Annotated in this window: 10 protein-coding genes; 5 read left to right on the top strand and 5 right to left on the bottom strand. The window is 54.1% G+C overall.

The annotated features are described in order from the left end of the window. Positions 1–28 precede the first annotated feature (28 nt). Both G5B47_RS07245 and G5B47_RS07240 read right to left on the bottom strand, forming a co-directional pair. Positions 29–1,825: a stalk domain-containing protein gene (locus G5B47_RS07245; protein ID WP_165096140.1), complete on the bottom strand. Its 1,797-nt coding sequence runs from the start codon at positions 1,823–1,825 to the stop codon at positions 29–31. Positions 1,826–1,913: 88 nt separating this feature from the next. After that, complete coding sequence (locus tag G5B47_RS07240; protein WP_165096137.1) at positions 1,914–2,849, bottom strand: DMT family transporter; 936 nt, start codon at positions 2,847–2,849, stop codon at positions 1,914–1,916. Between the two features lie 120 nt (positions 2,850–2,969). Between G5B47_RS07240 and pdxR the strand changes: the two genes are divergently transcribed. Continuing rightward, a complete protein-coding gene (pdxR, locus tag G5B47_RS07235; RefSeq protein ID WP_165096134.1) occupies positions 2,970–4,361 on the top strand; it encodes a MocR-like pyridoxine biosynthesis transcription factor PdxR in 1,392 nt (463 codons plus the stop codon). Positions 4,362–4,483: 122 nt separating this feature from the next. Here pdxR and G5B47_RS07230 read toward each other — a convergent pair whose 3' ends face one another. Further along, positions 4,484–6,499 (bottom strand): putative bifunctional diguanylate cyclase/phosphodiesterase, encoded by a 2,016-nt coding sequence (locus G5B47_RS07230; RefSeq protein ID WP_165096132.1) that lies wholly within the window; start codon positions 6,497–6,499, stop codon positions 4,484–4,486. Between the two features lie 418 nt (positions 6,500–6,917). Between G5B47_RS07230 and G5B47_RS07225 the strand changes: the two genes are divergently transcribed. Next, entirely contained in the window at positions 6,918–8,498 is a 1,581-nt protein-coding gene (locus G5B47_RS07225) for a response regulator transcription factor (protein WP_165096129.1), read from the top strand. Positions 8,499–8,503: 5 nt separating this feature from the next. Here the strand turns inward: G5B47_RS07225 and G5B47_RS07220 are convergent, their stop codons facing one another. Together G5B47_RS07220 and G5B47_RS07215 are read right to left on the bottom strand one after the other, a co-directional pair. Continuing rightward, positions 8,504–9,511 carry a Gfo/Idh/MocA family protein gene (locus G5B47_RS07220; RefSeq protein WP_165096126.1) on the bottom strand — a complete coding sequence of 336 codons (1,008 nt, stop codon included), beginning with the start codon at positions 9,509–9,511 and terminating at the stop codon, positions 8,504–8,506. A 64-nt stretch (positions 9,512–9,575) separates the two neighbouring features. Beyond that, positions 9,576–10,517: a 1,4-dihydroxy-2-naphthoate polyprenyltransferase gene (locus tag G5B47_RS07215; RefSeq protein WP_165096123.1), complete on the bottom strand. Its 942-nt coding sequence runs from the start codon at positions 10,515–10,517 to the stop codon at positions 9,576–9,578. 218 nt (positions 10,518–10,735) lie between these two features. Between G5B47_RS07215 and G5B47_RS07210 the strand changes: the two genes are divergently transcribed. The 3 genes from G5B47_RS07210 (at position 10,736) to G5B47_RS07200 (ending at position 14,500) form a co-directional block, all read left to right on the top strand. Further along, complete coding sequence (locus G5B47_RS07210) at positions 10,736–11,407, top strand: acetate uptake transporter (protein WP_165096121.1); 672 nt, start codon at positions 10,736–10,738, stop codon at positions 11,405–11,407. Between the two features lie 210 nt (positions 11,408–11,617). Next, positions 11,618–13,822 (top strand): putative bifunctional diguanylate cyclase/phosphodiesterase, encoded by a 2,205-nt coding sequence (locus G5B47_RS07205; protein ID WP_165096118.1) that lies wholly within the window; start codon positions 11,618–11,620, stop codon positions 13,820–13,822. Between the two features lie 201 nt (positions 13,823–14,023). Beyond that, on the top strand, positions 14,024–14,500 hold the full coding sequence (locus G5B47_RS07200; RefSeq protein ID WP_025336913.1) for a DsrE/DsrF/DrsH-like family protein: 477 nt from the start codon (positions 14,024–14,026) through the stop codon (positions 14,498–14,500). Positions 14,501–14,609: the final 109 nt, after the last annotated feature.

Raw genomic sequence — 14,609 nt, 5'->3', positions numbered from 1 at the left:
GCGATGCTGCTTTGCTGCGTTTTACTGCTTATTTCACGACAACGATGAAGGTGACAATGGCGGCCCTATCAGCCTTTGGAATAGTCCCAGGCGGATTATAGAGCGTAACGACGTAGCTGCCTTTTCCCTGGTCCGGCTTGATTCGGTAGGAGAAACGGCCATCCTTGGCTACCGGAAAGCTGACGATCTTGCTTTCCCGGCTTTCCCGGCTATTACTAGGACGATAAGTCAGCCTGAGGGACGAGAACCGGTCGCCTCCGGCTTGAATGGCGCCGCTTAAATCGACATAGGAGGACGTCTCGGCGTAACCCGCCGGCCAGTCAGCTCCATCGCTTGAGCTCAGCTTCAGATCAAGGCTCAAGGAGTCATAGGACGGATAACCGCTGTAGCGGAAAGGTATATCGGCCGCGGTCAGCTTCGAATCCACCGGGATCGAGTTGATAATGCGGCCGTTTCTGGAGTCGCCGTATATGAATTGATTCTCCCCGGGGAGAAGGGGGATGCTGGCCTGATACAGATTATATTTTCGCCCGTTATAGCCTTGCGGTGGATTGCTCTGTTGATAGCTGAACGTACCGAAGGAGCTTATCCGGCTGCTCTCGTAGTAAAAGGTCCCGATTCCCAGAACAGATACGGAAAGATTAGCACTGGAAGCCTTGAGCGGCCGGTTATTCGTGAACCAGGTGCTGTACCCGATTGTGCCCGTCTTCGCGGATGAATCATAGCTGAACGGAAGCCCCAGTTGCTCTTGCAGCAAGCGAAGCGGCACCAGAATAACGCCGTTTTGCCTGCGTACTTTGATCGTGGCGACTTTTTGGCGTCCTTTATACACCTGGCCGGTTTTGACATTGAGCTTAAGCTGGTTATAGTATCCATTCTCCGAGAAATACACGGCGTTCTCCGACGGGACGGTCTGCATATGTCCTTGAATAAAGGCGATGGCATCCTTTAAGGGAAAATATAAATTTCCGTTTGCAAGGATGGGAGCGCTGCTGAGGGCGATGCGTTTATTCTCCCGGGGCACAAAAGCGGATGTGCGGCCCGTTTGCCAGTTCATTTCCACGCTGAGGGGCAGCAGCACCACATCGGCCCGGTTCAGCAGATTAATGACCGGCCGGAAGCTGTAGAGCACCGAATTGAAATCGGCCAGAGAAGTATGGCTTACGAACGTGTACCCTGTCTTGCCGTCAAAAGACCAGTACGCGGTGTAAACGGCGTCTTTCCCGGTGCCCGATACGTTAATGATCCCTTTGGCGTCAATGGACAAGGGCGTGGCGAACTTTACGGCCTGGGAGAAAGCCTGAACAAGCTGCCGCTTCCGGCTGTCCGTTGCCGCCGCGTCAGAATCGGCATATACCGTCCATCCGTTCTTGCTGAGCAGCAAAGTTTCTCCATGCGGGAATGAAGATTGAGCTGCGCCGGCCGAAGCTTCCAGCAGCACGTCTCCCGGCTTCCTCGCTGGAGAATTCGCGCCGGGGAGGGTACTGGCGGCGTCAGGAGCCTTGTCTGCTCTATAAAGCTGGATGGCGTAGCCTTCCTCCGTCAGCCGGCTTGAAATGCCATAGTACTGCTTGCCGGAGTCCGGCAGGCGGGTCGGGAGATAAGCGGTGACCGGGCTGGATTTGAACAGTTCGTTCGCCAGCGGCGCCCAGATGCTGCGGTACCCGAAGCCGGGGTCCAGCACAATCTGCTCGCCGGCGGAGCCGGGTGTATCTTCTGCGGCCGCGGTTCTTAAAGCGGAAGGGATCAGGCCGGATACAAGAATGACAAGAAGGAAGGCTGCCGTCCATTTGAAACCGGATTTGCTCCTATGTACGCTGTCCATTGCTTGGTGCCTCCTTAGGTGGAGATTATTCATTTCATAAGCTGAAGTTCAATAGAATAGACGCGGGTATTTTCCAAAAGTTGCATATTCATCTGGCAGAACGAAGAACGCGGGATTCGTTCCGTCTCGCAGACGCGCCCGAGACCAGCAGAATTCCGGCAAATACGAGTGCGGTTCCCGCCAGGTAACGAAGGGACATCGGTTCGCCGAGGCACAGATGGGACAACCAAAGCGCGCTTACGGGAATACAGCCCGTAAATACACCGGCTGTGCCTGCCGGCACCTTGGCCACTCCCCGGAACCAGAGTACATAGGCGAGGGCTGTGACAAAGATGCCATAGTACAGAATAATCCCTGCGTCTGCCGCTCCCATTTCCGGAAATCCGGATTGAAGCAGCTCGATCACAGAACAAGCCAGAAACATCAGGAAGGCGAAGGCCGTTACATAAGCGGTCCCAAGCAGAGAGGAAATCCGGGGCGAGAGCATTTTCCGCAGTACGGTCAGCGCCGCTTCTCCGGCAACGGCCGCCGAAAGCAGCAGCATGCCGATAACGGAAGCCGGCCTGTCTGCGGTGCCCGGCATGAGCAGGGAAGGAACCTGAATGGCCGCTATGCCCGCCAGGGAGCACAGGATTCCGCCCCCTGTTCGCCAGGTCATTTTTTCTCGGAGCAAAATGCAAGAAAGAAACGCCACCGCAAACGGAGTCAGGCTAGTCATAATCCCGCCCTCGGCGGCGGAAGCGAAACGGAGTCCATACAGCATGAATACCCGGAACAGGAACATTCCAAAGAAAGCCTGCGCCAATAGCAGCAGCATGTCCCGGGTGCCCACTTTCCACCTGCCTTTATGGCTCCGCAGCGTAAGCGGAATTAGAAGTAGCAGAGCGACGGCAAGGCAGGCCGTTTGGGATAAAAACAGCGGGAGCCGCAGGGTAGTCGCTTTCCCGGCAACGACGGAGCTGCCGGCAATAATTGCGGCAGCGCAAAGCTCCGCATAAGCGGCTAACGGGATTTTTCTGGTCATTTTCAAATTTCACCGCTTTCGTCTTGGTTGTTATATACTGTAATCGTCAAAAGCGGTTTTTCGTAGTTCCATTTTTGCCAAGGTTTTATAGTACCACTTCAGGAAAGGAACCTAGCCTATATGTGGATCACTGTTGACAAGCAATCGAGCGTTCCGATGTTCCGTCAGGTATACCTTTCCTTGCGCAGCCGGATTCTCTCGGGGGAACTAGCCGCCGGATTCAGGCTTCCTTCGACCCGTGAGCTGGCCTCCCGGCTGGCTGTATCGCGCAACATTATTCTTGAAGCATACGAGCTGCTGCTGGCGGAAGGTTTTATCGTCTCCCGTTCGGGGTCAGGCACCTTCGTCGCGGAAGGGGCGATCATGCCGCCGTCGCTTTCTCCTTCTATGCCTTTACCCACAGCAGAACCGGTCCAGTTTCCAGACGGTTCCCGAGACCTGGCGTCTGGGAACGGGATAATATCCTTTAAGACCGGTATGCCCGACGTGACCCTGTTCCCCCGAAAAACCTGGGGAGATTTATTGCGGAATGCCTCCCGGGACGCGGCAGACGCTTCGCTGGGCTATGGGGACCCCGCCGGAGAACCGCGGCTTCGAACCGTCTTATCCGGCTATCTCTCGCACACGCGCGGTGTAACGGCCGGACCCGGGCAGCTGGTCATCACAGGCGGCGCCGTTCAGGCGATACAGCTCGCCGCAAGGCTGCTTCTCTCTCCCGGAGATACGGCTCTGGTGGAAGAGCCGACTAATGCCGAGCTGAAGACGATTTTGTCTTCCACAGGTGCGACTGTGCTCACCCTTCCGGCCGATGATTCCGGCCTTGTCACCGGCAGCCTGCCGAAGCAGCATCCGCCCAAGCTGATTTATGTTACGCCGTCCCATCAATTTCCGCTTGGAGGCATTCTGCCCATACAGCGGCGGATTGAGCTGATCCGCTATGCCCGGGAGACCGGGAGCCTGATCATTGAAGATGATTACGACAGCGAGTTCAGATATGACGGCGCCCCCGTACACTCCCTGCAAAGCCTTGCTCCGGAGAGGGTATTCTATATCGGAACCTTCAGCAAAGTCATGTTTCCCGCTCTGCGGATCGGCTACGCTGTTCTCCCCCCGCCCTTTATTGAGGATTTCATCCGCCTGAAACGGTTGACTGATTACCAGACACCGGGTCTTACGCAGCTCGCACTGGCGCAATTTATCGAGCGGAAAGGCTTGTATTCCCATATTTACAAAATGAAAAAAGTGTACCGGCGGCGGCGTGATGTTATTCTGGAAAGTCTGAACCGCCACTTTGCCGGGCAAGTCCGCATATGCGGCCGCGCGGCCGGGCTGCATCTGACGGCGGAGTTTTCTTTTCCGCTGCCGGAGAACTTGCCGGAGCTTTTCGAGCAGGAGGGCGTCTATGCGGATGTCCTTAGCGGCAATCGCCTGATTCTGGGGTATGGACACTTGGATGAAGGGAGAATCAGGGAAGGGGTTCAGCGGGTAAAGAGGGCAATGGAACGAGGATAGCCGGGTGCTCCCCCGTACAGAGCTATCTGCTTCCAAATACACGAAGGGCGGCCCGAAGCTCTCCTTCAGGCCGCCCTCATTATGTATGATTAATGCTGTTTGTTCTTACTTGAACGAATGCTCTATACCGCTGCCGCATTTTCCGTAAACCATTGGCCCAGCTCGTGAACCGGCATCGGACGGCCGTAATAGTAACCCTGCATGACCCGGCAGCCCAGCGATTGCAGCAGCTCGATCTGTTCCGGCGTCTCTACGCCCTCGGCAACGACCTCCATATTGAGGTTGCTGGCGATGGCGATAATGTTGCTGATAATCGCCTTCTTGGAGTGCATCTTGCTCTTGCGGATGAACACCTGATCGATCTTGAGCGTGTTGACCGGAATTTCATCCAGATTGCCGAGCGAGGAGAAGCCCGTCCCGAAGTCATCCAGAGATACCCTGACGCCTAGATTGCGCAGCTTGGACAGCTGAGCCACCGTCTCCTCCATGTTGTTCATCGCAATCGACTCCGTAATTTCAAGCTCCAGATATTGCGGTGCCAGACCCGAACGCGTAAGGGCTTCTTCTACGACCTCATACAGATTCTCCGACTCGAACATCCTCGCCGACATATTGATCGATACGGCGACCGAGGCGATTTCTTCTTTATGCCAGAGCATATTCTGGCTGCATACCTCATGCAGCATCCAGTACGTAATCGGGACAATGAGTCCCGTCTCCTCCGCGATCGGTATGAACTCGGCCGGTGAGATAATCCCGTGCTCGGGATGCCTCCAGCGGAGCAGCGCTTCGAGGCCAACAGTTATGTTCATGAGGGAATCCCACTTCGGCTGGTACACGACCATGAATTCGGATTGTGCCAGCGCCTTGCGCAGATCCTTCTCGAGCGACATCCGCCTAAGCTGATGCCGGTTCATCTCCTGGTCGAACATGCTGAATTTGTTCTTGCCGGAATCCTTGGACGTATAGAGCGCAGTATCTGCCGCTTTCATCAAAGAGGAGCGGTCCGTTCCGTGCTCCGGCGCCATGCTGATGCCGACGCTGGCGGTGACGTACAGGTCATTGCCTTCGATCCGGTACGATTTCTTGACCTCCTGAAGAATCCGGCTCGCTTCCTCCGCCGCCTCCTCCGGGGTGAAATCCGGCTCGGCGATCAGGAATTCATCCCCTCCCAAACGGAATACATTCCCCTTGGGACTGACGCTCTGAAGCAGCCTGGAGGCCACTTCCTGCAGCAGCATATCCCCGATATCATGGCCCAGCGTATCGTTAATCGATTTGAACCGGTCCAGATCGACAAAGAACACGGCCCCCGTACGGCCGGTCAGGAACCAATTGCGGAAATACCGTTCCAATCCATGACGGTTCGGCAGGCCCGTGAGCGGATCATGGTAGGCCATCCGCTCCAGCATATGCCTGTCCAGAAAAACGGCGCCGCCCGATATTCCGAACATAAACAGGGTGACGAGCGACACCCCCATCAGCAGAATGACATCCGTCTGAAGCAGGGATGGATTGGAGCCAAGCCAGCTGTCGTAAGCAAAATGGCTGGACTGCATGCTCGTATAGTGCATGCCGCTTACCGCCATACCGAGCAGCAGCGCGGAATACAGCTTCCAGCGGTTGAAACCGGGCGAATCCTTGAATCGGCCGATCAGCATAATGCTCATAAATGAGGCGATGAACGCGATCATGACGGAAATACTCTGGCTTGGCAAATAGTAATGAATCTCCGCCTCCATCTTCATCGACGACATTCCTACATAATGCATGATGGAGATCCCCGCGCCAAGCAGCAGACCGCTGGCCGCGCAGCGCAGGAAGGTCATCCGCTGTGCCAGGGCACCCGACAGTCCCAGATAACAGAAGACGATGCCAACCAGCATCGACATAATCACTTTTCCCGCGCTGTAACGCACGTCAAACGGCAGCCGGACGGCCAAAATCCCGACAAAATGCATTGCCCAGATGCCGCTTCCGAGAACACAGGCTCCCGCGAGAAGCCATAAACGGCGCGTCCGGGCCGTTGAGGACGGAACTTGACAGATCAAATTTAAAGCAGAGTAGGATGCCGTCACCGAAAGCACGTAAGAGAGCAGCATGATCCATACATTATAGTGGATTCCCATATGATCCATAAGTCAACCTCTTCATCGGTTAGTAATAATGATCCTGTTCTCTTTGGGAAAAAATGCTGGCACGATTATTGGCGGATAGCAATCTATGATAAAAGCTGCGGGCAAATATATAAAAAGAGAGATGTTCGCACAGAAGCGACTGTAGCTGTATTCTACCTTGTATCCTCCGGGCTGTCTAAGTAAATACTGGAACTAGTGCCCTTTTTTCGGTCCCCTCAATAAATGTCCACATTTGATTTTACAGGGTGTAAAATATTACGCTCTTCGCTAAATATAATACACCCTGCTGTAATTTGGCCCGGTCACTCCCTTTTGGAACATGATTCATACGACTCTGTAAAGTCTATTATCTATTCAGTAAGATTAAACCGGGTAAGCCTTGATCCGAATAGAGTCTCGCCTCACGAGGAGGAATACGATGTATAAAGTTCTTATTGTTGATGATGAGGCCGTCATCCGAAGCGGCATCAGTGCCATTATCGACTGGGAAAAGGAAGGAATGCTCGTAGAAGACCATTACGCCAACGGGACAGAGGCTTTAACTGCCATGAGCGAACGCTCTTTCGATATTCTGATTACGGATGTCAAAATGCCTTTGATGGACGGCATTCAGTTCACAAAGCGGGCGCTCGAGCTGTATCCCTGGCTCAAAGTGATTCTGATCAGCCACTACAGCGATTTCGAATATGTAAAGGAAGGGCTTAAAACGGGGGCCGTCGATTATCTGCTCAAGCTAACCTTAAACAGGGAGGAGCTTCTGGCTGTCCTCCGCAAATGCACCTCCCTTCTGGAGGAAGAAAGAAGAAGGGCGCTCGAGCTGCATTATTTTCGGCAAAGCGTGTCCTATCGGAAACGAAAAGGTCTCGAACAGGAGATCAAAAGACGGATCGTGCAGAAAAGGTCCTCCTCCCCCTCTGCCGATTGGGCGCCGGAATGGATGGACAGACCGTATGTCTGCATCTATCTCATGCTGGACAAAGCCGAGGAATGGATCGAAAACCACGGATATTTATATGTCCATTTTCTATTGGAAGAAATACAGGAAGCGTTCTATGAACAAATTGCGGAAGGCGCAGCCATGCAGGCGGCCGACAGCAGCCTGTTTCTGGTCGTTCCCGAGGATGAAGGGAATTACATACAGACAATTCTCAAGTGGAAAAGCATACTGGAAACCGAACGAGGAATCTCGATCTCCGGAGGCACCGCCGTCAAGCAGGGCGCACACCAGCTTCTCCACGGATTTGCCGACAGCCGTTCCGCCTGTCAAAGGCGGTTTTTTGACGGGCTTGGCGGCTTGTACCAGGTGAAGGCTCCAGATACCGGGCTTAACGCCGGTAAAGATACATGCATTCCTAACGATTACGACTGGTCCCTCTTCCTCGAAATGATCCGCGGCGGCGATCCGGTCTCCTCTGCAGTCGAGTTAGCCCTGAAGCGCTGGAAGAGCGGAGCTTTGAAACCGGAACAAGTGCGCCAGGAGGCTTGCGGGCTTCTTGCGGACGTCCATCATCTGCATCCGGATTCCAGATGGCTCCTCCCCCACCGGCAGGGTATCCTTCTGCGGGCAGAGACATTGGAGCAGCTCGCATCCTGTTTAACGGATCAGCTGGAGGAAATCCGCCAGTCTCTCATGCCGGCCGTGGCCGATAACGGCTACGGGGGGCAGTTAATCACGAAGGCGCTGGAATACATCGCCGCCCATTACACCGAGAATCTGACGCTTCAAAGCGTGGCGGATACCATCCACCTGAGCAAAAGCTATTTCAGTCTATATTTCAAAAAACAGACCGGACGCAATTTCATCGATTACCTGATCGAGCTGCGCATCCGGGAAGCGAAACGGCTGCTGGCCCAAAACGATACCCGGATCTACGATGTAGCCGAAGCCGCCGGATTTAAAGACGTGAAATATTTCGGCAAGGCATTTAAAAAAGTAACCGGACTGACTCCGCTCGAATACAGGGAAAGGCACCAGACGACCGGGTTCTATATCCAATGAATGTTTCAATTCACGCTGTCCAGCGTAACCCTTCGTCGCCCGGCGGCGGAAGCCAGGCAGGCTTCCAGCAGCTTCATATTGCGGACAGCATCGTCCGGTTCAAACAGCGGGGGAGTCTGGCCGAATACCACAGAGGCGAAGTCCTCCACCTGGCAGGTGAAGGGATTCGCGCCGGGGGCATTCACCCGCCGTTCGCCGCCTCCGGCATAAATATAGAAGTCGGCATCGTCCGTCCGGGCGTTAAACGGCATCGGAATTTCGATGCGGCCTTCCATGCCGATTATCTCCAGGAACTGGCGCTCATAGGCCCACATCCCGCATTCGAAGATCAGGCTTCGGCCGCCGGGAAACTCCACAAGGCCTGAGGCCATCATGTCGACGTTGTCATGCTCTGGCGAGAACAGCGCATGCACGGTTGCCGCTTCCGGTTCCGTGCCAAACAGCATTCGCGCCGCGCTAAGGGGATAGCAGCCGATGTCGTACAGCGAGCCTCCGCCCCACGCTGACCTGAACCGGACGTTGGCGCTATCCAAGGCGTTGTTATAGGTAAACGCCCCCCGTATGGCTCGCAGGCTGCCGATTTCGCCCGACTGCAAGATCGCCTTCAGCACCGGATACCTCGGATGATGCCGGTACATGAACGCCTCGGCCAGATGAACCCCGGCCTTGCGGCAGGCCGCCGTCATCTCGGCGGCTTCCCGGGCGCTTAAGCCGATCGGCTTCTCGCACAGCACATGCTTCCCGGCCTCCGCCGCCCGGATCACCCACTCCCGGTGCAAGTGATTGGGCAGCGGAATGTAGACCGCGTCCACCTCCGGGTCCACAAGAAGCTCTTCATAGCTTCCGTAGGCCTTTCTGATCCCGAGCTCCCGGGCGATGCGCGAGCTTTTGGATAGATCACGGCTGGCCACCGCCTCGAGAACTCCCGATTTCGATTCGGCTATGGCCGGCATCATCGTGCCTGTCGCAATTTGCGCACAGCCCAGCACTCCAAAACGAAGCTGACGTTGCATCTCTTCGCCCCCCTTTCTTGTCCGTACTCATTTAGCAGCGGGAGTGGTCAGGACAAGCTCAGCCCTATAGGAGCAGGGCCACAGCCAGAACACCGATACGCGCCGCAGTCAGCAGAATGAAGTTTTTCACGGAGAGAACAAAAGTCGTTGCTTTTTCCTGTCTTTCGTCAAACCTGGCCAGATTGCGGCGCAGCGGGATCAGCGTCGGAAGCAGAAGCAGTACGAGCAGCGGATGTACGCCCAGAATCAGCAAAAGAACCAGATCGGCATAAGACACATAATAGAGCAGCTTGAACAGAGCGAGCGCATTGGCTTTGCCGATGTAGACCGGCAGCGTGTAGCGGCGGTTATCGATGTCCTCGTCTATGTCGCAGATGTTGTTCGCGAGCATGATATTCGCAATGCCGAGAATGGCCGGCACCGAGAACCAGAACAGATAGACCGTTTCCGTCAGATTCAACTGGAAATGAACCCTTCCTTGTTCCAGAGCCAGCACCGCCACCGTATCGTCCGTATGAATATACGCGGAGATAAAGATAATGACAAAGCCCATAAACAGCCCCGAGAACAGCTCCCCGAGCGGCATCCGCGAGATGGGAACCGGCCCGAACGAGTAGAGAATGCCGATCAGAAAGGACAGGCCGCCCAGCAAAAAGACGAGCAGTCCCGTCTGCGCCACAAGCAGCAGCCCAGAGCCGCCTGCCAGCAGCAGCAGAAAGACGATGACCCCGACCACGACGCTTTCCTTCAATTTGTAAGCAACGATGGCATTATGCGTTTCATAGCCGTAGCCGTGCGTTCTTGCCGCTTTTTTATAGTCGTAATAGTTGTTGATCGCCGTTGTCGCCATATCAAAGCTCAGCAGTGACACCAGCATCAGCGCAAAGTGCCCGGCGTAAAAATGCTCAAACCGGTAAAGGGCATAGAGCGTTCCTAGAGCCAATGGAATCATGCTCGCCACTTTGGTCTGAATTTCAACCAATTTCAAAAAACTTCGTACGTTCACCGACCTCTTGCCCCCAGTTTATAATAATTCTCATTTATCAATTATACATCAAGCATACAATTGAATGTCATAAGTTCCTCCAAATTTCGACTCGATAACCTTATGTTCGCTATAGGCAATCCCCAACCGATGTGGTATCATAGGCTGACTTGTACCGGAATCGATTCCACTAATCCTTATAAGTCCACATTTTAACCGTATTGGAGGCTTTATTGTTTATGTCAGCGCAACCCGGCCCTTCCCGCTCCGGCAAAATCGTGAGCACCGATTCCCCTCATTCTTCTTCATCCCAGTCCGTCAAAATCGTTACCGCCGATCCAAGCGCGATCGGTCTGTTCGGACTAGCAATCGTCACCCTGGTGGCCTCTTCGCAAAAGCTTGAGATTACGGATGGCCTGAGCTATGTCATTCCATGGGCGGTCTTCCTCGGCGCATTCGCCCAGCTGTTTGCCTGCATCCAGGATGCCAAGCACAACAACACCTTCGGTATGACCGCTTTCGGAGCCTACGCCTTTTTCTGGTTCAGCATGGCTGGAAGCTGGCTGATCAAGCTTGGCGTATTCGGGGCTGCGCTTGCCGATGCCATCGATCCGAAGCAGCTCGGCTTCGCGTTCCTCGGCTATCTGATTTTCACGCTGTTCATGACCATCGGCGCGACCGAAACGAATAAAGTACTGCTGATTATTTTTGCGCTGATCGATCTGCTGTTTCTGGGCCTGACCCTCAATTCTTTCGATATCGCGGCTGAAGCCTCCCACCGGCTGGCGGCCTTCGCGGAGCTTGGCATTGCCATCGTTTCGTTCTACGGCTGCGGCGCTTCCGTTCTGAACACCCATTTCGGACGCACCTTCCTGCCGGTTGGCGCACCGCTGCGCATTTTCAAAAAATAAGAGCAAACCAAGGCAACTTTAGTCAAACGGATCTTCGTGTTTATCCCATACCGGGCAGACGCGCGCATCCGTTTCTTTTTTGTTCTCTGAAGAGGTGAAATGCTATTGACGGAGCGGCTCCTCTAGTGACATTCTATTCTTATATTTTAAAAATACTTTGACGAATTTTGTTGCCATGCCTGCACACTTATTCGTGATCGGAGGCAGTTTATGGCTTTCTTCAAGAAAAAGCCTGTAACGATCATCCTCGTCTTTATCGCTATTCTTCAAATTTTGTTATTCTACTATTATAAGGTATCGGTTGACCGGGAGTACCGTGCCGCCAAAGCCGATTTGTCTTCCCAAGCCTTCATGCTGACCTCGAATATTGAAGAGAGAGCCTCGATTGTCAAAGGCGTCAGCTCCTTTGTCCAAACCGTCGGCTTCGGCGCCGACCCGGATGTGATTAACCGTTACCTGTCCACCGCCTACCACAGCACCAACCACCTGATGAATTTGGTCATTGCACCGGGTGGCATCATCCGTTATCTGTACCCGATCGAAGGCAATACCGCCATTCTCAATAAGGACCTCCTGCTCGAACCGAAGCTGTCCACACCGGGGTTGATCGAGGAGACGATCCGCTCCCGCACCATTACGGTTGACGGTCCGCGGCTGCTTGCCCAAGGCGAGTACGGAATGGTGATCAGACAGGCGCTGTTTAACAATAATTCGTTCGAAGGCATCGTCTCTGTGACGCTTCGCATTAACGATATTATCAGCCATTTTCTGGGCAGCAATTCCAAAGTGTATATCACCGGGAAGGATCATGCCTATTTGTTCGGCACCCATATGGAGGAGAAAGGCACCTTGATCAGCATTCCGATCCGTTTCTATAACCAAAACTGGCTGATCAACACCCGCCTGAGCCCCAGTGTAAAATGGAACGCGCTCATCAGCGTGCTGCTGGTCGATTTTGCCTTCCTGTCGATCATTGCCTCTGTGCTGTATTATCTCACCCGGCAAAGACGATTCAACCGCGAGCTGGAGCAGGTGGTCAATATCCGAACGCGCGATCTTCGCATATCCGAAAGGCTGTACGAAAAGCTGGCTTATTACGACAGTCTGACCGAGATCCCGAACCGCCGGTTCTTTATGGATGAATTTGACCGCTTGCTCAAGGTGGCGGACCCTGAACAGACCTTTACCCTGTTCTTCTTCGACCTCAACCGGTTCAAGGAGATTAACGACACGCTGGGGCACTCGGCAGGCGACCGGGTCATCCGCACTCTGGCCAGACGAATACATAAAGCAAGTCTTCCTTGCAGGCTGTTCGCGCGAACCGGGGGCGACGAATTTGTCATGCTGTTTCAGGACCTGCCGCGGGAGCAAATCCCGCAAATGGCCGAGCAGATCAGCGCAATCGCCGCCAAACCGCTGATCATCGCCGGTACCCACCTTAACCTCTCCACCAGCATTGGCATCTCACTGTACCCGGAGCATTCCACAACCAAAGAGGATTTGCTCAAGTATGCGGACATGTCCATGTATCAAGCCAAAGCGACGGACGGGAAAGGGTATTACCTGTTTGACGACCAGCTTAAGGAGAAGCTTCAGCAAAAAACGCTAATCGCCAAATATCTGCATTCCGCTCTGGAAAACCGTGAATTTGTGCTGCACTATCAGCCGCAAGTCCACGCGGCCACCGGCGATGTCGTCGGTCTGGAGGCGCTGATCCGCTGGAACCATCCCGAGAAGGGACTGCTTCCGCCGGGCTATTTCATCACGGCTGTTGAGGAAGCCGGACTGATGACCCAATTGACCGATTGGGTAATTCATGAAGTATGCCGGCAGCTTGCCGCATGGAAGCGGGAAGGACTGCAAATTCTGCGCACCTCCGTCAACATCTCCAACAGCTGGTTCTATAACCGCAATCTGATCCCGATGCTGATGGCGATCTTCGATCGTTACGGGCTTACACCTGACTGCCTGGAGTTCGAGATTACGGAGAGCACCGCCCTGCTGGAGGAGCACTACCCGCTGCTGCAGCAAATGCGCGACCGGGGAATTATCGTATCCGTCGACGACTTCGGCACCAAATATTCCTCCCTCAATTATCTGAAGCATTTTCCCGTGAGCAAAATCAAAATCGACCGCACCTTCATCACCGGTATCGGCCAAAGCTCCATCGACGAGACCATCATCAAATCGATCGTCTATGTCGCTTCGCAGCTCGGCTTCGATCTGATCGCCGAAGGCGTGGAGAAGCAGGAGCAGACCGACTTCCTGTTGGCGCACGGCTGCGAGCATGTGCAGGGGTTTCTTTTCTACCGCACTCTTCCCGCATGCGAAATCGGACCTCTGCTGAAACGCCCCGAGCTGGCCATGAAGGCAGGGTCCGCTATGATGGAAGAGTGCAATCGGGCAAACGAATAAAGACCATCTTACAGCAGAAAGGATATTTAAGATGGTGAGGACGGGCGGGAGATTTCGCGGAAGATGGAATAAATTGAATAACTTCTGCCCAAGAGCGCCGTCAGGCGCTTTTTCCGCATTTTTTGGTGAAATTGTGAAAAATGGATACCTTCGCCCTGCCGGCCCATACTAAGGTCATTCCCTTACGGAGGTGCTAAGGCAGTGAGCAAAAAAATGAATCTGCTGATGTTCAGCGGTGAATACGACAAGGCAATGGCCGGTCTGATTCTGGCCAACAGCGCGCGCGATATCGAGGTGGATGTCACCATATTCTTCGCGTTCTGGGGGCTGTTCCTCGTTCGCGATCCCGAAAAAATGACACTAGAAGACAAAACGATTTACGAGAAGCTTATGGATGTCGTTACCCCGAAAGGGCCGGAGCATCTTCCGCTGTCGCGCATGAATTTCAGCGGGCTTGGCCGGATGATGCTGGAGGAAATGATCGAGGACCAAGGGGCGCCGAAGCTGATTCATTTCCTGAAGGGCGCGCGCAAAAAGAACATCAAATTCTACGCCTGCAAGCTGTCGGTGGAAATTATGGGCTTCAAGCCCGAGGAGCTGCTGCCGGAAGTGGAGATTATCGACGCCGCCTCTTACTTAAAAGATGCCCTGGAAAGCGATCTGCAGCTGTTTATTTAGAATGCACGGCGGCCTTCTGGCCGTCAGGGTACATACTTGGATCGCCTTGGCAAGCGGGAGGGCCATCGTTGCTGGGCATTAACCTATTTTTGACACGGGCATATACTAA

Source organism: Paenibacillus apii, from assembly GCF_011043685.1.
Classification (GTDB): domain Bacteria; phylum Bacillota; class Bacilli; order Paenibacillales; family Paenibacillaceae; genus Paenibacillus_AQ; species Paenibacillus_AQ sabinae.
This window is presented reverse-complemented; position numbering and strand designations above follow the sequence as displayed.

What these genes read in the sequence shown, in the direction of transcription:
- pdxR (WP_165096134.1), top strand. Translation starts at nt 2,970, where the DNA reads ATGTGGATCACTGTTGACAAGCAATCGAGCGTTCCGATGTTCCGTCAG.
- G5B47_RS07245 (WP_165096140.1), bottom strand. Translation starts at nt 1,825, where the DNA reads ATGGACAGCGTACATAGGAGCAAATCCGGTTTCAAATGGACGGCAGCC.
- G5B47_RS07230 (WP_165096132.1), bottom strand. Translation starts at nt 6,499, where the DNA reads ATGGATCATATGGGAATCCACTATAATGTATGGATCATGCTGCTCTCT.
- G5B47_RS07210 (WP_165096121.1), top strand. Translation starts at nt 10,736, where the DNA reads ATGTCAGCGCAACCCGGCCCTTCCCGCTCCGGCAAAATCGTGAGCACC.
- G5B47_RS07225 (WP_165096129.1), top strand. Translation starts at nt 6,918, where the DNA reads ATGTATAAAGTTCTTATTGTTGATGATGAGGCCGTCATCCGAAGCGGC.
- G5B47_RS07205 (WP_165096118.1), top strand. Translation starts at nt 11,618, where the DNA reads ATGGCTTTCTTCAAGAAAAAGCCTGTAACGATCATCCTCGTCTTTATC.
- G5B47_RS07240 (WP_165096137.1), bottom strand. Translation starts at nt 2,849, where the DNA reads ATGACCAGAAAAATCCCGTTAGCCGCTTATGCGGAGCTTTGCGCTGCC.
- G5B47_RS07220 (WP_165096126.1), bottom strand. Translation starts at nt 9,511, where the DNA reads ATGCAACGTCAGCTTCGTTTTGGAGTGCTGGGCTGTGCGCAAATTGCG.